The sequence below is a fragment of the Fusobacterium sp. SYSU M8D902 genome, from assembly GCF_040199715.1.
In the GTDB taxonomy this organism is placed as follows: domain Bacteria; phylum Fusobacteriota; class Fusobacteriia; order Fusobacteriales; family Fusobacteriaceae; genus Fusobacterium_A.
Genome location: NZ_JBEFNA010000002.1, coordinates 92,256 through 113,522, shown reverse-complemented (window position 1 = coordinate 113,522; position 21,267 = coordinate 92,256). Strand labels below are relative to the sequence as shown.

The window sequence follows — 21,267 nt, the reverse complement described above, 5'->3', positions numbered from 1 at the left end:
TTGCTCTGAACAAAAAAATAAAAAAAATATTGACTTTTTTAACAATGTAAAGTATATTAAATTGTTAAAAAAAATAATTTTAGATAAAGGAGTTGATAAGGAAGAAATGAAAAAGAGACAAGTATCCCTTTCTTGTGCATTATTGCCAATAATATTTTTGGTGGTAATACTTTTTTATTCTGTACAGATAGCACAACTAGAAGTACATATACCAATATTTATATCAGCAATATTTGCTGGGTTCGTAGCTTTAATATGTAAATATGCAACTTGGAATGAGTTGGAAGATGGAGTCGTAGAAACGATAAAAATGTCAATGAGAGCTGTTCTGATTCTAATGATAATAGGAATGGTTATAGGAAGTTGGATTTTATCAGGAATAGTTCCATCAATGATATACTATGGATTAAAAATTATAAATCCAGTAGTATTTTTACCAGTAACAGTTATAATATGTTCAGTAGTTTCACTTGCAACTGGAAGTTCGTGGAGTACAGCTTCAACAGTTGGAATAGCCTTAGTTGGAATAGGTGAAGGTTTGGGATTACCAAGGCCAATAATAGCTGGAGCAATAATATCAGGAGCATACTTTGGAGATAAGTTATCCCCAATGTCAGATACCACAACATTAGCACCAGCAATGGCAGGGGCTACACTATTTGACCATATAAAACATATGTTATATACAACTATTCCTTCATATTTAATAACACTTATAGGATTTGTATTTTTAGGAATAAAACATAGTTCAGGAGGAGAGGTTGATATTGCTCAAATAAATGATATTTTAAATGCGTTATCCAATTCATTTAAAATAAGTCCATTTCTTCTATTAATTCCAGTATTTGTAATAGGTATGGTTGTAATGAAAGTCCCAGCAATACCAGGATTATTTAGTGGTGCAATAATAGGGGCATTAGCAGCAGTATTTGTTCAAGGAGTGCCATTGAAACAAGCTTTATACTCACTACATTATGGGTTTAATGGTCAGACAGGAAATGCTATGGTAGATGAATTATTGAATAGAGGAGGCTTGAACTCTATGATGTGGACTGTTTCAATAATTCTATGTGCAATGACTTTTGGTGGAATAATGGAGAAATCTGGAATGTTAGGAAGAATAGCTCAAGAGATTTTGAAGTTTGCAAACACAACAGGTAAATTGATATTGGCAACACTATTAACACCAGTATTCATAAACTCTGTAGCTGGGGATCAGTATCTGTCAATAGTTATCCCTGGTAGAATGTTTAAAGAGAGTTATGAAAAGCGTGGATTAGCTCCTAAGAACCTTTCTAGAGCTTTAGAAGATTCTGGAACAATGACATCAGCCCTAATTCCTTGGAATACTTGTGGAGCATTTATGATGGGAGCATTAGGAGTAGGAGCTTGGGTTTATGTTCCATACTGTCTATTTAATATAATCTCACCATTGATTTCAGCTTTCTATGGTTTCACTGGAATAACAATTGAGAAAATAAAAAAATAATTAAAAAGTAAAAGGAAAAAATTACTGTATTGAATAGTAACTTTTTCCTTTTTATAATCTGTTATTTTATTTTTTTAAGATGTTCCTCTTGAACAATTTTAATAACTTCCATCATTTTTTTCTGGATATGATTATATCCAACATCTTTAACATGTGGTAAAATACAGCTTGAACAATCCTTAATTCCAGTAGCAGTATATTTAAAATTTCCTCCACACTTATCTCCCATCATATATAGAGGGCAGTAGCAAAACATACAGTTGAAATCCTCTATCTTCTCCATCTTATGGCATGGAAAATACTCACAATCCTTATGATGAATAAATTTGTAGTTATCCATATGACATCACTCCTTAAATATTTCTAATATAAGTATACTTTTTTTGTTAAAACTTATCAAGAGAAATTTGTGAAAGAATATCAATTTTTTTATCAATAAAGTATATATTACCATTTTCAAGTCTAAATTGAAGAGGGTATATTTCAACACCTTTTTCTATGGCTAGATAAAAAAGTTCACAAAATTTTGGATCAGTTTCAAATTTTGGCCTAAAATTATTACAATCTCTAAAAATTAATAGAACTACAGCAGCTCTCTCTCCAGATTCTTTTATTTTAATAAGCTCCTTGAGATGTTTTTGTGCACGAGTACTAGGAGCATCAGGAAATTTAGCTGTTTTATTTTCTACAAGAGAGACTCCTTTAACTTCAATCCAAATTTTTTCACTATCTTTTGTTAGAAGAAAATCTAATCTACTCTCCCCGTTTTTAACTTCTGCTCTAATTGTATCCACTTTACCAAAAGGTGAGATTTCAAAATCATTTAATAGATTTTCTGAAATATATCTGTGATATGCAGAGTTTAGTAAAACATCTTCATCTCCTTCTGGAGTTCTAGCTGATACAAAGTCATATGAAGTTCTTCTCTTTTCTAAGTTTGTTGCTTTTTTAACTCCGACCAAATTATCTTTGAAAAGAAGTTCCTTTATTCTACCAGAGTCATGTACATGACATAACTCTACCTGTTGATTAAGCTCAACTTCAGCAATAAATCTATTTGGTCTATCAATAAATTTTCCGGTTAATATTTTTCCAATTTCATATATTTTTTTCATATTTCTCCTAAAAAATATAGAGAGAAACCTAAATTTCTCTCTAATAAATCACAGTTATTTTGTTGTATTGCAACCACAGTTACAATCTTTATAAGTTTCTTCAGCAAGCTCTTTAAAATTACGAGCTTCTAATTTTTTAATAAAATCCATCTGTATCTCATTGAAGGCTCTGTGAACTGCACACTCACCTCTTCTTAAACTACAAGATCCTGGATCGTTCACACAATCTTTTATAGAGATTATTGGTTCGATAGTCTCTATAGCATCTCTAAGAGTGATCTCTTCGCTAGGTTTAGTTAACTGATAACCTCCTCTAGCTCCCTTATAAATATTTACAAGCCCAGCTTTTTCTAATTTTTTTAGAATTCTTAAACTAAACAAATGTGGAATTTCTTCAGCTTCAGAAATCTCATTAGAAGAAATTATTCTATCTTGTCCATATTTTGTTAAGTAAAGTAAAATTCTTATAACGTATTCAATTTCGTTTTTAATTCTCATAATAGACTCCCTAATCCTTAATATACGACTAATTATATCATAGTATACCAAAAGTTGCAACTTTTATTTTTTTATCTCTCTTGCATTAGGGATGTTTTCATTAAGAGCAGCTTTGATAGCTACAATAGCAACTTCTAATTGTTGAAGATCAGGCTCTTTTGTAGTTATTCTCTGTAGAGAAAGTCCTGGAAAGGCTATTGCTTTTATAATAGGATTATCTAGATGTTTAGAGCTATATCTTTGTATCTCATATGAGATTCCAGCAATAAGTGGCATCAATAAAACTCTTAAAAGTACCTTTACTAATATTTTTCCAACTACTGTTGTAGGTGTAGGAAAGATAAAATCTATTGTAGAAAAAACTATTATAGCTATAAACATCACAATTAATAGAAAACTTGTTCCACATCTAGGGTGTAAAGTTGTAAATTTTTTAGCATTTTCTGGAGTTAATTCAAGCTGATTTTCATAGGCATAGATTGATTTATGTTCAGCTCCATGATATTGATATACTCTCTTTACCTCTTTAGAGAAAGAGATTAACCATATGTAGAGAATAAAAAATACCAATCTTAAAACAGCTTCTAATATATTTGAATATAGTTTATTATCAAAGAATAAAAAACTTCCAATAAGAGAGGGAAGTACGATAAATAAGCCAATCCCCAATCCTAGAGATACGATTGTAGTTAAGATCGCCTCTTTTTGTGTAATCTGCTCCTCCTCTTTCTCCTCAGCTTCGTTAGCAGAGAAGGTAAGCTCTTTTATTCCCAAAACAAGGGCATCAAAAAGCATAACAGCACCTCTAACAAATGGAATTTCAGCAAGTTTTCCCTTATTAGAAGATATTTTTGTCTTTTTATAAACTATCTCACCAGAGGGCTTTCTAACAGCAGTAGCAATGTAAGAGGGGCTACGCATCATAACTCCTTCAATAACTGCTTGACCTCCAATACTTATTCTATTTTCCATATTATTTCCTTTCTAAAACTAAATTATACTTTTTAGTATAACAAAAGTTAAATCATCTGTTTGTTCAAAATCTTCTCTAAAGTTGTTAATCTCTTTTAAAATCTCTTCTCTTAACTCTTTAGGTGATTTATTTTTATTTTTAAAGATAATATTTTGTAATCTTTCCAAGCCAAACATCTCTTTATTCTTATTTTCAGCTTCAGTGATTCCGTCAGTATAAAGAACTACAATATCACCTTTTTCTAGCTTGATCTCTCCCTGCTTATAGTTGTAATTATCTAAGAAACCGATAGCTACACCTTTTACAGTATGAAGTTCAATCTTATCACTATTAGCTTTATATACAACTAAAGGATTATGACCAGCATTAGAGTAGTAGAGAGTTCTTGTTTCTGGATCATACTTACTATGCATCATAGTTATAAACATATCTTCAGTAATATCAGAATATATAATTTTATTTAATTCATTTAAGTTTTCATTAGGAGCAAAGTCGTCAGTTAGAGTAAGAGTTTTTAAAACTGATCTTCCTAATGCCATAAGAAACGCAGCAGGAACTCCTTTTCCACTGACATCAGCTATAGTGATAGAGAAAATATTGTTATCTAAAACAGTGTAGTCATAGTAATCTCCACCAATCTCTTTAGCAGGTTCAAAGTATTGAGCTATCTCCAAACCAAAAATCTCATCAATATCTGCTGGTAAGATCTTTTTCTGAATTCGAGAGGCAACATCTAGTTCATTTGAAATTCTCTCTTTAATTAAAAGTTCAGAGTAGATTTTAGCATTGTTTATAGCGATTGCTACCTGTATAACAAGTGCTGAGATAGTCTCTTCATCTAGATCTATCATCTTAAGCTTGTCCTCTATTACATATATAACACCCAATTGCTTATCTTTAACAACAAGAGGTGAGATTACAATCTCTTCATCTGGAGCTAAGATAAATCTCTTAGATAGATCAGAGTAGATAGCCTTATAATCTTTTAGTGAAAAATTTTTAATATCGTCTTCACAAAAGTAAAGATTTTCTTTGAAATTACACTCACCCTTTGTCTTTTTATTAATTAGTCCATTCTCTTCCCAAAGATAGAGGGAGATTCTTTTAGCTCCTGTGAGGACAAAATAAGCATCTAATATAGTGTTTATGATATTATCTAAGTCTAGAACAGATAAGACAGCTCTAGAAATAGAGTTAAGATTGGATAAATTTTCTACCCTTTTCTCAAGTAATTGGTTACTGTATTCCAATTGAGTAGATTTTTGAACTAATGAGTTATAAGTTTCCTCCAACTCTTTTCTATACTCTCTCAACTCTTCAATAGAGTTTTCAAGCTCTAGATCTTGCTTGATTACATTTTTAATTGTATCCTCATACTCTTCCTTAAGTATTTCAGGTACATCTTCTAATTGCTTTTTATTTCTAATACTTGTGAGGATTGTCATCATATCTTCAGTCATATCTTCCTCTTTTTTCTTGAAATGATATAACAATAAACCAACAACAAGGATAAAAATAAAGTAGATCATTTCTCTATCCCCCATATTACATTTGATTTTTCAAAATCAATAGTTTTTCTTTCTCTTGTTTCTCTTTTCAAACTTGCTTTTTCAAGGACGCTGTTAGGAACAAGTTTTATTTTAAAGTTTTGCATATCTTTTATCTTAAGATCTTGATACTCATCAAGGATAGGGATTAACTCTAAAGGATTTGTAATATCTAAAATTTTTGTATTTATTTCAAAATCCTTTATGTTTTTAACATTTTTGTTAGCAATAAGTAGAAGTTTATTCGGGATAACAGAATCTTCAATCTCACCCTTTACCACATAAATTTTAGATTTTAGAAGATCTAAATTATCAGGTAGAGAGTCAGTGTTTAGAAATATAGGTAGACCTGATTCGGCACCTTCATCAAGGGTATCCACAGTAACCTCTATAGTCAGATTGTTTCCAAGAGCAAAAATAGTATTGGAGAATCTCTTTCTATTTTCAAAGACCTCATCTACAATTCTATCTTTATCTAGTTCAGTATAATTCTTATTTTCATTGTATAACTCAGGTTTTTTTAGGTAGTTATACCAATAAGCAATCTGTTTGTTAAGATATTTTTGTACACTTCCAGAGTTTTCAGGAGTATTTACTTTGATTTTACTATCAATAAACTCTCTCTCCTCATCAGTAAGTGAGTAAGAGTGTTTGTAGAAAACTTTTTCGCTCTCTCTAACCTCTCTTAGCTGAAGATTGTGTAGATCTTTGTAAAGCTCTAATGGAATGATAAGATTTATATCTTTTTTATGAGCCAATATTTTAGAAGCTAACACATCTAGTTGAGCATAAAATTTATCCTTTTCATTAGGAGTACTAGGGTAGAGAAGCCTGTAAAATGTGATATCATATTTATCAGGTATAATTTTTGTATTTTCAAATTGTACTATTTGACTTTTATCTTTTCTAGCTACTATATTTCCACAACCTGTGGATATAAGTAACAGTACAACTAAGAGTAATGATGTTTTTTTCATTTTTTCCTCCAGATATTAATATTCACTTTTTCTTTTGATTTAAAGTTAATAAAAGTTCTTCAGCAACTTTTTTAGGAATAAATCTACTCAATGAATCTAGATCAGCTTGAGCAATTTTTTTAACAGATCCAAAATTTTTAAGTAGTAACTCCTTACGTTTAGGACCAATTCCTGCAATATTATCTAATTCAGAAGAGATAACTCTTTTACTTCTAAGTTTTCTGTGATAAGTAATTCCAAATCTATGGGCTTCATCTCTAACCCTTTGAAAAATTTTTAAAGCTTCCCACTCTTTAGGGAAAGAAAAAGGGGTAGAGTTACCATATTTATATATCTCTTCATCTCTTTTAGCTAAGCTTAATAGCTCAGCTATTCCATCTTTTCCAATCTCTCTAAAGACCTCTCCAGCTGCATTTATCTGTCCAAGTCCTCCATCAATTAAAACTACATCTGGAAACTCATGTTCAGGGAGTTTACTGTACCTTCTTGTAATAGCTTCCCTCATCATAGCAAAGTCATCAGGAGTATCCTTACAAGTTATCTTAAATTTTCGATAATCCTTTTTAGAAGCTTTTCCTTCAACAGATACACTCATTGAAGCAACAGCATCCTTTCCTTGGATATTTGAGATATCAAAGCACTCAATTTTTCGAGGGTATCTTTTTAAGGAAAGTTCAGTATAGATCTTATATAGCCCCTCTTCGAGCACAGACTTTTTCCTAAAATAGTTTTCAATATCCTTATCAAGATTTAGTTCAGCCATCTCTACTAACTCTTTTCTCCTACTTTTTATTTTTGGAAAATAGATATCAATAGTTTTATTTTTTTGTAGTTGTAGAAGCTCTTTGATAAGTGATAGCTTAGTTTCTAGACTCTGTTGAAAAACAATATTTCTAGGAGTAGGATGTTTAGAATAAAAAGAAGTAACAACACTCTCCTCTAAATTGTCAGCTATCTTATTTTTTAAATCTATATTTGTTGAGATTTTACCAAGTATCTTTCCATCTCTCACATTTAATACACAGATAAAAAGATGTTCTCCCTCTTTTTTTAAAACAAAAATATCTTCATCTATATCTTGTCCATACTCAGTGACTTGATTAGCTACAGCATTTTCAATCTCTTTTATCTGCTCTCTTAAAAGAATAGCCTCTTCAAAATTCATTTTTTCAGCAGCTATATCCATAGATGTTTTAAGAGTGTTAAGAACATCTCGCCCCTTTCCCTTTAAGAGATTTTTAGCTCTTTCAATTTGATTGTTATACTCTAAAAATATCTCTTTATATGTACAGGGTGCTGGACACATCTTCATAAAATATTTTAAACAGGGACGAGGATAGGTTTTATTCATATCTCTATCACAATCTCTAATTTTAAAGATTCTAATCAATGTTTTTTTTAGATTCCAAACTCCAAAAGGGTATGGACCAAAATATGTTCCCGATTTTGTATCTAGAGATTTTGTACTTCGAATTATCTTTATATTTGGAAAATTCTCCTTACTTATCTTAATATAGGGATAAGTTTTTTCATCCTTTAAAAGGATATTGTATTTAGGGAGATATTTTTTTATAAGATTATTTTCAAGGACAAGGGCATCTAATTCACTATTACAGATGATAAATTCAATAGCTTCAATATTTTTAACCAGTTCTCTTGTTTTTTCACTTTCATGCTCTCTGTTAAAATATGATGAAACTCTATTTTTTAAATTTTTAGCTTTTCCAACATAGATTACCTTATCATCTTTTTTCATTAGGTAGACTCCTGGATTATTAGGAATATCTATCTTTTTTATATCGAATATCTTTACCAATTTCCTCTCTCTTTCTCTCTATGGTTAACATATACATTTAAATTATCAATTTCAGAGAGTTCTTTATATATAAGTTCTGCAAAAGTAACTGAACGGTGTTTTCCTCCACTACAACCTATACCAATAGTTAGGTGTTTTTTTCCTTCTTTAATGTAGTGTGGGATTAAAAAATCAAACATATCCATTAATTTTGTATAAAACTCTTGAGAAAGTTCAAAACTCATAACATAATCAGAAACCTCTTTATCCAGACCACTTTTTGATTTGAGTTCACTTATGTAGTAGGGATTTGGAAGAAATCTTACATCAAAGACTAAATCTACATCAATGGGAATACCATACTTAAATCCGAAAGATTGAACATGTACATTTATATCTTTTATATCCACATCTAAACCGAGAAGAGTTTTTAATTTTTGAGTTAACTCTTTTGGCTTATCAAAGCTAGTATCTATAATGCCAGTAGCTAACTCTTTTATTTCAGCCATTGTTTTTCTCTCAGTTCTTATACTTTGAAGAAGAGTTGTCTCAGTAACAGGGTGTTTTCTTCTAGTTAAATTATACCTATTCAAAATGACCTCTTTAGAAGCTTCTAAAAATATGATAGAGTATATTATATCAGGAGTATTTTTAAGCTTATCTAAAAAGTTTGTAAACTCCTCTATCTCTCTAAAAGAACGGATATCCATTCCTAAAGCAATATTTTCAATTGATGATGAGATAAAAGAAAAACCAATTTCACAAGGTAAATTATCAACAGTATAATACCCTAAATCTTCTAATACATTTAAAGCTGTTGTTTTTCCACTTCCACTTAAACCAGTTACAATTACTATTTTTTTCTTTGCCATTATTTCACCTTAATCCTTCTATTCTACATTATATCATATTTTATTCATCTTTTACTAGAAATTTAACTGAGTTTTTACATTGTACTCAATAAAAAATAGAGAGATAACTAATAGTTTTCTCTCTATTTTTTATCAGTGTGTCAAATGTGTCAATGGCATTAAAATTATACCAACAAAAGTAGATATTAGAGCTATCTTTATATATTCATACTGTCTAGAACTAGGTATTAACTCCTCAATAGCAATATACAGCATTATCCCAGATATTAGTGCAAAAATAGCACCTAAAGAGAATTCGTTTATATATGGACGTAGAACTAAAAAAGTCAATAATGCTCCAATAGGTTCAACTATTCCAGATAAAAATGTATATTTAAATGCTTTTTTCATATCTCCAGTAGCACAGTAGATAGGCATAGCCACAGAAACTCCTTCAGGAATATTATGAAGTGCTATAGCTATGGCAACAGAGATTCCTAGAGATAAGTTGTTATATCCAGCCATAAATGTTGCTACTCCTTCAGGAAAGTTGTGTAATCCAATAGCTAACATTGAGATAAATCCAACTCTAAATAGATTTTGATGTTTGTAATCATTGCTACACTCATCATTTATATGGGGAACAAATTTATCCAAGCATGCAGCCATAAATACTCCAAGAACCAAGAATAAAACACCCAAAAGCACTCCTAAATCATGCCCAAAATACCCCTCTAAAAGTTCATTAGCATGAGGAAGAAGATGTGTAAAGGAAACACTTATCATCACTCCACCTGAAAAACCTAAAGAGATACTGATAATCTTTTCATTTTTATCTTTAAGAAAAAATAGAATAAAAGCTCCAAGCACTGTAGATATTCCTGCAAAGAATGAAAGAATAAGTGCTCTAAGGCTATTTTCATCTAAAAACATAATACCTCCTAAATAAAATATTGTATATTTATTCAAAAGGATAGTTATTTAAATACATACAATATTTTGATAATTTAATTATTTGTATATTCTAGCATATTTTTGTGTTGAAATCTAGTAATTATTAATATTTTATAGAAGCTTTCTCATAAAGTTCTACTAAATGTCCTAAAGGACCTATACCTTTTCCTAAAGGAAAAGAGTTTTTTATAGCTAGTGTAATATAATCTTTTCCAAGTTTGACAGATTCTTCCATTGAAGAGCCTTTAGCTAGAAAAGAAGCGATAGCTGAAGATAGGGTACAACCTGTTCCATGAGTGTGTTTTGTAGAGATTTTTTCTCCTAAAAACTCAATTATCTCTCCATTCTCAAGAAGAAGTGTATCTGTACAACTGTTATCAGTTCTATGTCCCCCTTTGATTAGTACATTTTTTACTCCCAGTTCTTTTATTTTTTTAGCTACTGTAATAATATCATTTTCATTTTCTATTTTTAAAGATGTTAGTATTTCAGCTTCAGGAATATTAGGTGTAACTAAGTCAGCAATTCCAATCAGATCTTTTAGTTTTGTTAAGGCTGTATCTTTAAATAGTCTAAACTCACTTGTAGAAGATATAACAGGATCAATAACAATATTTTTACACTTATAAGTTACAAGCTTATTTTTTATAAGCTGAGCAATATCTCCACTTGCTAACATACCTATCTTTATAGAATCCACTTCAATATCATTAAAAATCACGTCAAGTTGTTTTTCAACAATATCTAAGTCAATCTCTTGAACAGCGTGAACTCCTAGAGTATTTTGAGCTGTAATTGCTGTAATAACACTCATTCCATAAACTCCTAAAGCTGACATAGTTTTGATATCAGCTTGAATACCAGCTCCCCCAGAAGAATCTGAACCAGCAATTGTTAAAACTTTTTTCATTTTTCCCTCCCAATAAAAAACAAAAGAGAAACAATTTACATAAGTAAAGTTTTCCCCTTCGTTTTCTCTATTTTAGAAGAAAGTCTGACTTTCCTCCTCTTTTTTCTAAAAGCTTAATATCTCCAATTATCATATTTTTATCCACAGCTTTACACATATCATAGATAGTTAGAGCAGTGATAGAAACAGCAGTCAGAGCTTCCATTTCAACTCCTGTTTTACCTGTAGTTTTTACAGTAGCTTCAATCCATACCTTATCATCTGCTATTTCAAAAGAGATATCAGCTCCTGTAAGCAATATATTGTGACACATTGGAATAAGATCCCAAGTCTTCTTTGCTCCACAGATGCCACCAACTTGAGCAACAGAGAGTACATCACCTTTTTTCATCTTTTTATCTAAAATCATCTGAATAGTTTCAGGATTCATTTTTATATAACCACGAGCAACAGCTTTTCTTTGAGTTTCATTCTTTTCACTTACATCTACCATTTTAGCATGTCCATTTTCATTAAAATGAGTAAATTCCATATTTAACACTACCTTCCAAATGAGCAATTAGGATAGTGGCAGATCTCACAACTTTGACAAAGTCCACCATTTCCATAACTCATAATATCTTTTTTTGTTAATTTTTCTCCAGTCATAACTTTTGAAAGAACTAAGTCAAAGATAGTTCTTTTAGCAAACATAACACAACCAGGTAACCCCATCATAGGAGTATCATTTAGGTATGATAATAAGAACATAGCACCTGGAAGAACAGGAGCACCATAAGTTACAAGCTCTCCCCCCATCTCTATAATAGCAGTTGGTGTTAGATCATCAGGATCAACAGACATTCCACCTGTAAATACTAGAAGATCTGCTCCAGCTGTTAAAAGTTTGTGAGCAGCAGACTTAATCAATTCCTTATCATCAGGACAGATCTCTTGTCCAACTATATTGCAATTATATTCAGCAAACTTATCTTTTATAACTTTTCCAAATTTATCTTCAATTCTCCCATAGAAAACCTCATTTCCAGTAGTTATAATACCAATATTATATTTTTTGTAAGGAGCTACTTTGAGTAGTGGAGAGTGTATAATATTCTTAGCTTTCTCCATTTTAGCTTTATTGATAACTAACGGAATAACTCTTGAACCGCCTACCAAATCACCAGATTTAACAGGATAGTTATTTGGAAGAGTTGCAAAAGAGATCTCACCAAGCATATTTAATTCTAAAAGTTTTTCAGTGTCAACTTTTAAAATACCATCACAATTAGCTCTAAAGTTTATTTTTCCCTCTTTTATCTCATCATCAGTTTTTATATTCTCTCCTCTTCCTAATTCCCCTAAAATAAGGGCAGCTTCATTCTCATGCAACCCAGTATCACCTAGTTCAAAAACAAAGATATGATCTTTTCCCAAACTTAACAGTTTAGGAATATCCTCTTCTTTAATTATATGTCCCTTTTTAAAAGCTCTTCCTTTAAATTCACCAGGAAGAATTTGAGTTATATCATGTTGAAGGACACAACCAACGGAATCAACAGTTTTAATTTTTTTCATATATTTTCCCTTTCTTTTAAAAATAAGTAGTTGTAAAGTAACATCACTAAAAAGCTGATAATCAATATTACAATCAATAGAAAATTAGCTGTAAAACGATCGCCACTTTCAGAGGCTGAATAGATTGCCATAGATATAGTTTGAGTTTTGTTAGGGATGTTTCCAGCGAGCATAAGTGTAGCTCCGAACTCCCCCATAGCTCTTCCAAATGATAAAACCATACCAGCAAAAATATTTCTCTTAATGAGAGGGATCGTAATTAATCTCAATATCTGAAATTCTGATGCTCCAGCTTCTCTTGCTGATTCAAAATATACTGGGTTTAGACTAGCTATTCCAGTTTTTATTGAGTTGTACATGAGTGGGAGTGAAACAATAAAAGTTGTAATAATCCCAGCCCACCAAGAGAATAGAACTGTAATATTAAAGTATTCAAAGAGGAGTTTTCCAATAATACCTCTTCTCCCCAAGATCAGAATGAGAATATACCCAAGTACTGTAGGTGAGATAAAGAGAGAGGTATTTATAAAGAACTCCAAAATCGGTTTAATCCTAGTGTTATTATTTAATATCCAAACTAAAAAGATAGAAAAAAAAGCTACTAGAATAGTAGAAATTGATGCTATCTTTAAAGTCAAAATTATTATATTCGAATATATCATTTCAATACCTAGATTACTCAACTAATTCAAAATTATATTTTTCATATATCTTTTTAGCATATTCAGAGTTTAAAAAGTTATAGAACTTTACCACATCAGTATTAGCTCTGTCCTTTACAATACCATAGCTGTATATGATTGGAGAGTGTAACTCCTCTGGAACTGTGAAAACAATATCACTATTTTTTAACATAGTAACATCTGTTTTATATATAAAAGAAAAATCCACTTCATATAGATCTACATATTGAGCAGCACTTCTAACATCCCTAGTAAAAACAAGATCTTTATGAATCTCATCCCAAAGTTTGCTCTTAGTAAGTACCTCTTTAGCATATCTTCCTGCTGGTACAGTTTCAGGAATACCAATAGCAGTCTTGTATCCTAATAACTTATCCAAAGATTGTATCTGAGTTCTACCAGCAATAACCAATCTGTTTTTTAACATATTTTTTTGATAATCTTTTTCCACAAATCCTTTTTCAGACAGATCAGTTAGATCTTTTTGAGAAGCAAAGAAAACTAAATCCACAGGAGCTCCAGCTATTATCTGATTTTTTAATGCTCCAGAACCACCTAGATTCACATTAACTTTTATCTTTTTATTTTCCTTGTTAAATTTATCACTTAACTCCTCAATTACCTCTTTAAGACTAGCAGCACAACTAATAGTGATCTCACTAGCAAAAGAACTTACAGAGAATAAAATAAGCATCAGTAATGCTCCAACTAAATTTTTTTTCATCTGACCACCTCATATTTTATAAATTATCTAACTTTAATGATAACAAATTTACTAGAAAATAGCAAGTTTAATTATATATATGATATAATAAAAATAAAAGGAGGAATCAGATGTTTAGAGTAGCAATAGTTTGTATGAGTGATAAGGGAAGTAGTGGAGAAAGAGAGGATCTTTCCACTCAAGTAATAGAGAGAATAGTTGTAGAAAATGGTTATGAAGTTGTAAAAAAGATATTGATACCAGATGAATTTGGTATGATAGTAGAGAGTTTAAAGGAGATCTGTGATAAAAATATTGCTGATTTAATCTTAACAACAGGGGGAACAGGATTTTCTAAAAGAGATGTAACACCAGAGGCAACAGAAGAGGTTATTGAAAAGAGAGTTCCAGGAATACCAGAGGCTATTAGAAATTACTCTTTAACAATAACAAAGAGAGCTATGTTATCTAGAGCTACTGCTGGTATAAGAAAAGATACACTTATAATAAATATGCCGGGAAGTCCAAAGGCTGTAGATGAGTCACTTAGTTATATAATTTCAGAATTAAAGCATGGGTTGGAAATAATGGTAGGGTCAGCAAAAAATTGTGCCAGATAAAAAAGAGCAAGTTAACTTGCTCTTTTATCTTTAGTCTCTAAGAGCTAAAGGCATCAGTATATATATATAATCATCATTATCTATCTCTTTAATTTCAAACATTGATGAAGCATTATTTCCACCAATAATAATATTGTTAGAAACATTATCTATATATTCAGCTAAAAATTTACAGTTTAAAGAAGCTTTAAAATCGTCACCATCTTTAAGCATATTAACTTTTTGATTGATCTTAGCTCTACCAGAAAAAGCATTGATAACCATTGTTTTTCCAGTGAAGTTAAAAATAGCTCCAAATTTTGCATCTAAACTTGTTTTAGCAACTGTAATAACTCTTTTTAAAGCACTTCTAAGTTCATCACGGTTGAACTCCATCTTCTTTTCAAAAGCTGAAATTCTAAGAATTGTTTTAAAATCGGGATATTGAAGCCCAATTGTTTTACTACTGAAGTATGAATTTTCCCAAGTTACAATAAGAGTATCATTATTGTATCCCAAAGTTATCTCTCTGTCATAGTCTTTAAGTAATTTACAAAGAGTATTAACTGTTTCCATAGGAATAGAGATCTCTCTTGTATCTAAGCACTCAATTTTTTCTCTTAAAAAAAGTAATCTATATGAGTCAGTAGAAACTAAATTTAATTCATCTTTCTTAAATACAGCTCTAACACAGTTAATTTGAATATTTTCTTGTGATTGTGTTGCTGCAAATTTTGATTTATCAAGAAGTTTTACAAAATGAGAACCACTAATAGAAAGTAAATTTTGAGGTTCTAACTCAATAATATTTGGATATGCTCCTCCTTCAAGTACTGAAAACTCTGCTTGATGAACAGTAACAAATCCATTTGCAGAAGAGAAGTCCACTCTTTCCTCATCTAAAAGCTTAATATACTCTAGTAAAAGAAATGGTTTTATAATAACTTCGCCCTCTTCTTCAACATCAATTTTTATTTTTCTAATATGCTCTATTTCAAGATTAGTTCCTACAAAAACAACACCATCTTGAGTAGCTGATATTTTAAGACCAGATACAATAGGCTTTATAGGATTATCTTTTAAAATATTTGTATATTCAGATAAAACAGAAATTAATTTTTCTCTTTCAATAGAAAATTTCATTTTTTCCTCCAATATTATTAATCAGCAATTAAGATTTCTTGCCAATATTTATTTTGTAAGTCAAGAGTAGAATGGATATCTCTTAAAACTTGAACATTTTTTAAATCTGATATTTCAAATAAAGGTTTTACAGTCATAAGCTCTCTTGCTGGGGCATTAACTGATGGTGTTTCAAGTAGATCAGCAAATTGAGCAGCAATCTCAGGTCTCAATGTGAACTCTAAGAATTTGTAAGCAGCATCTTTGTGAGGTGCAGAGTTTAACATAACAAATGAGTCAACATAAGCAGTTCCACCTTTTTCAGGAATAACAAGTTCTACATTAGCTCTCTCATTCTCATCTAACTCTTTGAAAATATTATCAGGATATCCTTGAACTACCCAGAAATCACCACTAGCAAAACCTTTTCCAAAAGATTCAGCATCAAATTTTGCAATATTTTTCTTCCAAGATTTAACAAGATCAGCTGCTTGAGCTATAGCTTGTTCATCCTCTGTAGTTTGAGGGTAATCTAACATACCAAGTGCAGAAGTCATAACCTCTCTCATATCATCAAGTAGAGTCATTCTTCCTTTTAAATTAGACATCTCATAGATAGAGTAGTCTCTAGGAAACTCAGGAACATATTTTTTATTTACAGCTATGATAGTAGCACCGATAAGATAAGGAACTTCATAGTTATTCTCTGGATCAAAATGGTGTAATTTTTCTAAAACCAATGGATCTAAATTAGAGTAGCTAGGTAATAGATTTTTATCTAATTTCTCAAGCATACCCTCTTTCATCATAATCTCTACATAGTCAGCAGAAGGCATAACAATATCATACCCATTTCCACCAGCTTTTAATTTAGTAAACATCTCTTCATTAGAAGAGTAGATATCCTCTACTACTTTTATTCCTGTCTCTTTTTCAAAAGCCTCATATATACTCTGTGGTATAGTATTAGCCCAACCATAGATATATAGAGTATTCTCATTACTTTCTTTCTTTCCTCCACATCCTATAAAAGCTAAAGCAAGAGTTAAAGTTGCTAATAATTTTTTCATTTATCAACCTCCTAAAATTAATTGTCTACAGCATATTCTAATATGAAAAATAAGTTAAGTCAATTATTTATTCTTTTTAATAATCTCTTTTAATTCTGCTAATATGATTTTAAAATCGTTCTCAAAGGAAGTATTTTTACTTTTTGTTTTTTCAATTAATTTATTAAAGTATATGAAAGATTTAAAAATAGAGAAGATGGCATTATCAAAAATAACTCCATGATTGCTAGCTACTTTAAATAGTTTCATAAACTTTATAATATAGCCATTAGATTGAATTAAATCAGTTGAAAAACTATATTTAAGATTGATTATTAATTTATCGATTGTCTCCTTTGAAAGTTTCTCTTGTGACATATTGTTAAAAGAGTGAGCTAACTTTTCAAAATCTCCCTCTGTAATAGCCTCTAAGATAGCAAGAAGATTTACTCTCAATTCTGGTATTAAAATTGAGATAGCATTACAATCTAAGAAATATATTTTTTTCTCATCATTCATTATAAGGTTCCCAGAGTGTAGATTATTGTAAAAAACTCCTACTTTTAACATAAAAAATAGTTGAATTTTGATGAGATCAAGGACATCTTTATATTGTAATTGCTTACAATGAAGAAGGTCATAGAAATAATCTCCATAGATAAACTCACTAACTACTGTATTATTTGAAGAGAGATATGAGTATATCTTAGGGAAACGTACTCTTTTCAAAAAACTAAATTTTTTATATTGTGAAAGATACTCTTCCATATTTTTAGTAAATCTAATCTCATTTATTAAGTTAAATTTTTCAAGACTGTGCTTCTCTAAATCTTTCAAAATTTCATTAACCTTGTACTTTTTATCTAGCCAAGGCATAAAAAAATTGTAAAATTTTAGTGATTTCTCCAATTTTAATAGAGTCTTGAAATAATTATGTTTTGTCACTGGATTAACAGCTTTTATAGAGATCTCAACCCCACTCTTAAGACAACCTTTAAAAAAATAGTTTATATCTGAATAGGAATAGGGATAGTTGTCGTAGTATTCCATCAGTGAAAATATTGGATCATGTTTTTTTATAAGTTGTAAAAGATGTTTTTCTGATTTCTCAATAGCAGGAGTTTGAAATTGAGAGAGAAATAGGCACTGTTCAATCTCAAGAAGATCAAATCTTGTAGAGTACTCCTCTGCCATTCTAAGTCCTACCCGCCCTAAATTAACAACACAAGATAGATTTTCTACCTTACCTGAATTTAGAGCCTTCATAAATTTTATAAATTTAGATGATAACATTTTAGTATCTCCTCCATAATGATACAAGTATTCGATTAGATTATAGTACAAATTTTAAAATCTGTAAATGATAAGGTTTTTATGGTATAATAAAAAGTAGAAATAAAACTTGGAGGATATCGTGGAATATATAAATAGTTTAGATAATAATACAGTAAAAAAAATAAAAAAATTGAAACAGAGAAAGTATAGAGAACTAAATGGAGAGTTTATAGCTGAGGGAAGAAAATTCTTAGATTTTTCATATGAGCCAAATCTAATTGTATTAAAAGAGGGGGTTGAAAATGAAGAGAATATCGCTCCTAAACTTGATAGATTTAAGTGTAGAAAGTTAATAGTGGGAGATAAGATCTTTAAGGAGTTGACATCACAAGAAAATTCACAAGGGGTGATTTTAGTTTATCCATATTGTGAAAGTAGTTTGGAAAAATTAGAGGATAATATAATAGTCTTAAATAATGTACAAGATCCTGGAAATTTAGGGACTATAATAAGAGTTGGAGATGCAGCAGGATTTAAAGATATAATTTTAACAAAGGGAAGCGTAGATGTATATAATGAGAAATCTGTAAGAAGTAGTATGGGGTCTATATTTAATATGAACATTGTGTATATGGAAGAGAGTGAACTTTTAAAACTATTAAAAGAGAGAGGATATAAGTTACATGTGACAGCTTTAGAAAAAAACTCTATAGAGTATACACAGATGAAGTTACAGGAGAAAAATGTTGTTGTTTTTGGAAGTGAGGGAAATGGTGTTTCTAAAGAGATGTTAGAGTCAGCAGATGAAACTGTAATTATTCCAATATTTGGAAGTGCAGAGTCTTTGAATGTGGCTATGGCATCTGGAATTATACTTTATAAAGTGAGAGAGCTAATAAAAAGATAGAGGGAAGATATGAAGAAATTTGAAGAGTTAGAGAGCAGAGAGGTTTTTAGAAATGAGCATATGCAGGTTTATTCAAAAAAATTGAGACTTCCAAATGAAAGAGTTGTAGATTGGACTTTTACAGGGAGAAGAGATGCTGTTGGAGTGGTAGCAGTATTTGAGGATAATTCTATACTTTTAGTAAAACAGTATAGACCTGCTGTTAAAATTGAGACTTTGGAGATACCAGCAGGACTTTTAGAAAGTGGAGAGTGTCCTATGGAAGCTGCATTGAGAGAGCTAGAAGAGGAGACTGGATATAGAGCTACAAAAATTGAAAAGATTTGTGAATACTTTTCAAGTCCAGGAATATCTGATGGTAAGTTTTACCTTTATTATGCTGAAAATTTAATAAAAACAGAGCAACACCTTGATGAAGATGAGTTTGTAGAGGTGGAGAGAAGGGCATTAAAAGATCTGTCTTTAGATCAGTTATCAGATGGAAAAAGTATAATAGGAGTGGAATTTGCTAAGAGAAAAAGAGGAATACTATGAAAAGAGTAGCCTGTTTTTTTCTTTTAATACTTTTATTAACAAGTTGTACTTCAACTAGGATAGATAGAGATGAGAAAATTTCAAAATACTTTACAATGGGAGAGGCAATTCATAGTTCAATAGCAAAAAAGAAGAGAATAAAAAATATACCTAATTGGGAAGAGAGGGCTAATATAAGATACACTGCTAGAAGATTGGATGCAGTAAGAAAGATATTGGGGCGTCCTGTTATTGTTACCAGTTGGTATAGAGGAGAGAGGCTGAACAAAGCAGTAGGTGGCTCAGCAACTTCAATGCATAGGAGAGGAATGGCTGTAGACATTCTTTTGAAAAAGGGGAAGTTGGGAAGAAAAGAGTTTGAAAAAGTTAGAAAAAAATTGAAAAGTTTTGATCAGTTGATATACTATCCTAGAAGAGGACATCTTCATGTAGGATTTAAGCAGTATAGGCTTCAAGAGAGAAAACAAGTGATGATTAGATAGGAGTTTAAATGACAAAAAAAATAGAGAGTATTTTAAATCAAGAGGAGTTTACAAAATCTGATTTAATTCAATTGATGAAGATTGAGAATAAAGAGGATTTGGAATTACTTTTTAAAAAAGCTTATGAAATAAAGAGTAAGTATGTAGGAAGAAAAGTCTATTATAGAGGGCTTATTGAAATAAGTAATAGATGTATAAAAAATTGTAACTACTGTGGAATAAGACGTGACAATAAAAAGGTAGAGAGATTTTCTATGTCAAAAGATGAGATAATGAAATCTGTAAAATGGATATATGAAAATAATTATGCCTCTCTTGCTCTACAATCTGGAGAGAGACAAGATAAGGAGTTTGTGGACTTTATCGAAGATTTGATAAAGGAGATAAAAACTCTTTCTAATGGCAAGTTAGGAATAACTCTTTCGTTGGGAGAACAGAGTAAAGAGACTTATCAAAGATGGTTCGATGCTGGAGCACATAGATATCTATTAAGAATAGAATCTACTAACTTAGATATATATAATAAATTACATCCAATGGATAACAAACATACTTTTGAAGTTAGAAAGAGATGTTTAGAATATTTGAGAGAGGTAGGTTATCAAGTTGGTACAGGGGTTATGATAGGACTTCCTAATCAAACAGAAGAGGATCTTGTAAATGATATTCTATTCTATAAAGAGATGGATATAGATATGATAGGTATGGGACCATATATTTTACATAGAGATACTCCACTGGGAAAAGAGTGGGAAAATGTAGTTAGAAGTGAGGAGAAGAGAGTAGAGTTGGGCTTAAAGATGATTGCCATTACGAGAATACTCTTAAAAGATGTTAATATAGCAGCTACTACTGCACTTCAAGGTCTTGATCCGAATGGAAGAGAGAAAGGACTACTTGCGGGGGCGAATATACTTATGCCAACGGCAACGGCTTTGGAACATAAGGGAAAATATCTTCTTTATGATAACAAACCTGGAATAAAAGATAGTGTTGAAAAAGCAAAAGAGGATATGGATAAAAAGGTAAAATCTATAGGTGATGAGATAGTATATGGAGCTTGGGGAGATTCTCTACACTTTAAAAATAAATAAATTTGAAATAAATATATTTGTATGTTAGAATATAGATATAAAAGATAGCTTTAAGGCTTGAGTATATCCTTTTGGATCATACTCAGGCCTATTTTTTTTAAAAGGGGAGATGTTGTATGAAAAAAATTATTGATCTATCACATATTTATGATG

Annotated in this window: 23 protein-coding genes; 6 read left to right on the top strand and 17 right to left on the bottom strand. The window is 30.6% G+C overall.

What is annotated here, in order from left to right:
* Positions 1–106 precede the first annotated feature (106 nt).
* Positions 107–1,489, top strand: coding sequence for a Na+/H+ antiporter NhaC (gene nhaC / locus ABNK64_RS01890; protein ID WP_300390909.1), 1,383 nt, complete (start codon positions 107–109; stop codon positions 1,487–1,489).
* A gap of 61 nt (positions 1,490–1,550) precedes the next feature.
* On the opposite strand, the gene ABNK64_RS01885 is transcribed toward nhaC, so the two are convergent.
* The 14 genes from ABNK64_RS01885 to modA form a co-directional block, all read right to left on the bottom strand.
* Positions 1,551–1,829 carry a cysteine-rich small domain-containing protein gene (locus ABNK64_RS01885; RefSeq protein WP_300340924.1) on the bottom strand — a complete coding sequence of 93 codons (279 nt, stop codon included), beginning with the start codon at positions 1,827–1,829 and terminating at the stop codon, positions 1,551–1,553.
* Between the two features lie 46 nt (positions 1,830–1,875).
* Positions 1,876–2,604, bottom strand: coding sequence for a DNA/RNA nuclease SfsA (sfsA, locus tag ABNK64_RS01880; RefSeq protein WP_349763306.1), 729 nt, complete (start codon positions 2,602–2,604; stop codon positions 1,876–1,878).
* A gap of 54 nt (positions 2,605–2,658) precedes the next feature.
* Positions 2,659–3,102, bottom strand: a complete 444-nt coding sequence (locus tag ABNK64_RS01875) for an RrF2 family transcriptional regulator (protein WP_291255823.1) — start codon at positions 3,100–3,102, stop codon at positions 2,659–2,661.
* Between the two features lie 63 nt (positions 3,103–3,165).
* Complete coding sequence (locus ABNK64_RS01870) at positions 3,166–4,074, bottom strand: DUF1385 domain-containing protein (RefSeq protein WP_349763305.1); 909 nt, start codon at positions 4,072–4,074, stop codon at positions 3,166–3,168.
* Positions 4,075–4,092: 18 nt separating this feature from the next.
* Positions 4,093–5,604, bottom strand: a complete 1,512-nt coding sequence (locus tag ABNK64_RS01865) for a PP2C family protein-serine/threonine phosphatase (RefSeq protein ID WP_349763304.1) — start codon at positions 5,602–5,604, stop codon at positions 4,093–4,095.
* Positions 5,601–6,599: a hypothetical protein gene (locus ABNK64_RS01860; RefSeq protein WP_349763303.1), complete on the bottom strand. Its 999-nt coding sequence runs from the start codon at positions 6,597–6,599 to the stop codon at positions 5,601–5,603. The genes ABNK64_RS01865 and ABNK64_RS01860 overlap by 4 nt, the downstream gene beginning before the upstream one ends.
* Positions 6,600–6,621: 22 nt before the next feature.
* Positions 6,622–8,415 carry an excinuclease ABC subunit UvrC gene (uvrC, locus tag ABNK64_RS01855; protein ID WP_349763302.1) on the bottom strand — a complete coding sequence of 598 codons (1,794 nt, stop codon included), beginning with the start codon at positions 8,413–8,415 and terminating at the stop codon, positions 6,622–6,624.
* Entirely contained in the window at positions 8,409–9,266 is an 858-nt protein-coding gene (rapZ, locus tag ABNK64_RS01850; protein ID WP_291255828.1) for an RNase adapter RapZ, read from the bottom strand. The genes uvrC and rapZ overlap by 7 nt, the downstream gene beginning before the upstream one ends.
* A 132-nt stretch (positions 9,267–9,398) precedes the next feature.
* A complete protein-coding gene (zupT, locus tag ABNK64_RS01845) occupies positions 9,399–10,178 on the bottom strand; it encodes a zinc transporter ZupT (RefSeq protein WP_349763301.1) in 780 nt (259 codons plus the stop codon).
* Positions 10,179–10,302: 124 nt separating this feature from the next.
* Positions 10,303–11,109 (bottom strand): bifunctional hydroxymethylpyrimidine kinase/phosphomethylpyrimidine kinase, encoded by an 807-nt coding sequence (gene thiD, locus ABNK64_RS01840; RefSeq protein ID WP_349763300.1) that lies wholly within the window; start codon positions 11,107–11,109, stop codon positions 10,303–10,305.
* 67 nt (positions 11,110–11,176) lie between these two features.
* Positions 11,177–11,641: a cyclic pyranopterin monophosphate synthase MoaC gene (moaC, locus tag ABNK64_RS01835; protein ID WP_349763299.1), complete on the bottom strand. Its 465-nt coding sequence runs from the start codon at positions 11,639–11,641 to the stop codon at positions 11,177–11,179.
* A gap of 8 nt (positions 11,642–11,649) precedes the next feature.
* Positions 11,650–12,666, bottom strand: coding sequence for a molybdopterin-binding protein (locus ABNK64_RS01830; protein ID WP_349763297.1), 1,017 nt, complete (start codon positions 12,664–12,666; stop codon positions 11,650–11,652).
* Positions 12,663–13,328, bottom strand: a complete 666-nt coding sequence (gene modB / locus ABNK64_RS01825; RefSeq protein ID WP_300341134.1) for a molybdate ABC transporter permease subunit — start codon at positions 13,326–13,328, stop codon at positions 12,663–12,665. The genes ABNK64_RS01830 and modB overlap by 4 nt, the downstream gene beginning before the upstream one ends.
* A 13-nt stretch (positions 13,329–13,341) precedes the next feature.
* Entirely contained in the window at positions 13,342–14,073 is a 732-nt protein-coding gene (modA, locus tag ABNK64_RS01820; protein WP_300390882.1) for a molybdate ABC transporter substrate-binding protein, read from the bottom strand.
* 110 nt (positions 14,074–14,183) lie between these two features.
* Between modA and ABNK64_RS01815 the strand changes: the two genes are divergently transcribed.
* Positions 14,184–14,672: a MogA/MoaB family molybdenum cofactor biosynthesis protein gene (locus tag ABNK64_RS01815; RefSeq protein ID WP_349763295.1), complete on the top strand. Its 489-nt coding sequence runs from the start codon at positions 14,184–14,186 to the stop codon at positions 14,670–14,672.
* A gap of 30 nt (positions 14,673–14,702) precedes the next feature.
* Here ABNK64_RS01815 and dnaN read toward each other — a convergent pair whose 3' ends face one another.
* From dnaN to ABNK64_RS01800, 3 genes are all read right to left on the bottom strand, one after another.
* Positions 14,703–15,794: a DNA polymerase III subunit beta gene (dnaN, locus tag ABNK64_RS01810; RefSeq protein WP_349763294.1), complete on the bottom strand. Its 1,092-nt coding sequence runs from the start codon at positions 15,792–15,794 to the stop codon at positions 14,703–14,705.
* A 17-nt stretch (positions 15,795–15,811) separates the two neighbouring features.
* Positions 15,812–16,843: an extracellular solute-binding protein gene (locus tag ABNK64_RS01805; RefSeq protein WP_300340877.1), complete on the bottom strand. Its 1,032-nt coding sequence runs from the start codon at positions 16,841–16,843 to the stop codon at positions 15,812–15,814.
* A gap of 63 nt (positions 16,844–16,906) precedes the next feature.
* Complete coding sequence (locus ABNK64_RS01800) at positions 16,907–18,115, bottom strand: AarF/UbiB family protein (RefSeq protein ID WP_300340874.1); 1,209 nt, start codon at positions 18,113–18,115, stop codon at positions 16,907–16,909.
* Positions 18,116–18,236: 121 nt separating this feature from the next.
* Here ABNK64_RS01800 and ABNK64_RS01795 point away from each other — a divergent pair, with 121 nt between their 5' ends.
* Genes ABNK64_RS01795 through hydE form a run of 4 tightly spaced genes read left to right on the top strand, consistent with a single transcriptional unit; the run spans position 18,237 to position 21,114 of the window.
* On the top strand, positions 18,237–19,004 hold the full coding sequence (locus ABNK64_RS01795) for a TrmH family RNA methyltransferase (RefSeq protein ID WP_349763293.1): 768 nt from the start codon (positions 18,237–18,239) through the stop codon (positions 19,002–19,004).
* Between the two features lie 9 nt (positions 19,005–19,013).
* The gene (locus tag ABNK64_RS01790) at positions 19,014–19,538 is read left to right on the top strand and encodes an NUDIX hydrolase (protein WP_300340869.1); all 525 of its coding nucleotides are present in this window, start codon (positions 19,014–19,016) and stop codon (positions 19,536–19,538) included.
* Complete coding sequence (locus ABNK64_RS01785) at positions 19,535–20,020, top strand: D-Ala-D-Ala carboxypeptidase family metallohydrolase (protein WP_349763292.1); 486 nt, start codon at positions 19,535–19,537, stop codon at positions 20,018–20,020. Before ABNK64_RS01790 ends, ABNK64_RS01785 begins: the two co-directional genes overlap by 4 nt.
* Before the next feature lie 8 nt (positions 20,021–20,028).
* Complete coding sequence (gene hydE, locus ABNK64_RS01780; protein ID WP_349763291.1) at positions 20,029–21,114, top strand: [FeFe] hydrogenase H-cluster radical SAM maturase HydE; 1,086 nt, start codon at positions 20,029–20,031, stop codon at positions 21,112–21,114.
* Positions 21,115–21,267: the final 153 nt, after the last annotated feature.

Excerpts from the sequence above, each read along its gene's own strand:
- nhaC (WP_300390909.1), top strand. The coding sequence starts at position 107 with ATGAAAAAGAGACAAGTATCCCTTTCTTGTGCATTATTGCCAATAATA.
- ABNK64_RS01885 (WP_300340924.1), bottom strand. The coding sequence starts at position 1,829 with ATGGATAACTACAAATTTATTCATCATAAGGATTGTGAGTATTTTCCA.
- sfsA (WP_349763306.1), bottom strand. The coding sequence starts at position 2,604 with ATGAAAAAAATATATGAAATTGGAAAAATATTAACCGGAAAATTTATT.
- ABNK64_RS01875 (WP_291255823.1), bottom strand. The coding sequence starts at position 3,102 with ATGAGAATTAAAAACGAAATTGAATACGTTATAAGAATTTTACTTTAC.
- ABNK64_RS01870 (WP_349763305.1), bottom strand. The coding sequence starts at position 4,074 with ATGGAAAATAGAATAAGTATTGGAGGTCAAGCAGTTATTGAAGGAGTT.
- ABNK64_RS01865 (WP_349763304.1), bottom strand. The coding sequence starts at position 5,604 with ATGATCTACTTTATTTTTATCCTTGTTGTTGGTTTATTGTTATATCAT.
- ABNK64_RS01860 (WP_349763303.1), bottom strand. The coding sequence starts at position 6,599 with ATGAAAAAAACATCATTACTCTTAGTTGTACTGTTACTTATATCCACA.
- rapZ (WP_291255828.1), bottom strand. The coding sequence starts at position 9,266 with ATGGCAAAGAAAAAAATAGTAATTGTAACTGGTTTAAGTGGAAGTGGA.
- zupT (WP_349763301.1), bottom strand. The coding sequence starts at position 10,178 with ATGTTTTTAGATGAAAATAGCCTTAGAGCACTTATTCTTTCATTCTTT.
- thiD (WP_349763300.1), bottom strand. The coding sequence starts at position 11,109 with ATGAAAAAAGTTTTAACAATTGCTGGTTCAGATTCTTCTGGGGGAGCT.
- moaC (WP_349763299.1), bottom strand. The coding sequence starts at position 11,641 with ATGGAATTTACTCATTTTAATGAAAATGGACATGCTAAAATGGTAGAT.
- ABNK64_RS01830 (WP_349763297.1), bottom strand. The coding sequence starts at position 12,666 with ATGAAAAAAATTAAAACTGTTGATTCCGTTGGTTGTGTCCTTCAACAT.
- modB (WP_300341134.1), bottom strand. The coding sequence starts at position 13,328 with ATGATATATTCGAATATAATAATTTTGACTTTAAAGATAGCATCAATT.
- modA (WP_300390882.1), bottom strand. The coding sequence starts at position 14,073 with ATGAAAAAAAATTTAGTTGGAGCATTACTGATGCTTATTTTATTCTCT.
- ABNK64_RS01815 (WP_349763295.1), top strand. The coding sequence starts at position 14,184 with ATGTTTAGAGTAGCAATAGTTTGTATGAGTGATAAGGGAAGTAGTGGA.
- dnaN (WP_349763294.1), bottom strand. The coding sequence starts at position 15,794 with ATGAAATTTTCTATTGAAAGAGAAAAATTAATTTCTGTTTTATCTGAA.
- ABNK64_RS01805 (WP_300340877.1), bottom strand. The coding sequence starts at position 16,843 with ATGAAAAAATTATTAGCAACTTTAACTCTTGCTTTAGCTTTTATAGGA.
- ABNK64_RS01800 (WP_300340874.1), bottom strand. The coding sequence starts at position 18,115 with ATGTTATCATCTAAATTTATAAAATTTATGAAGGCTCTAAATTCAGGT.
- ABNK64_RS01790 (WP_300340869.1), top strand. The coding sequence starts at position 19,014 with ATGAAGAAATTTGAAGAGTTAGAGAGCAGAGAGGTTTTTAGAAATGAG.
- ABNK64_RS01785 (WP_349763292.1), top strand. The coding sequence starts at position 19,535 with ATGAAAAGAGTAGCCTGTTTTTTTCTTTTAATACTTTTATTAACAAGT.
- hydE (WP_349763291.1), top strand. The coding sequence starts at position 20,029 with ATGACAAAAAAAATAGAGAGTATTTTAAATCAAGAGGAGTTTACAAAA.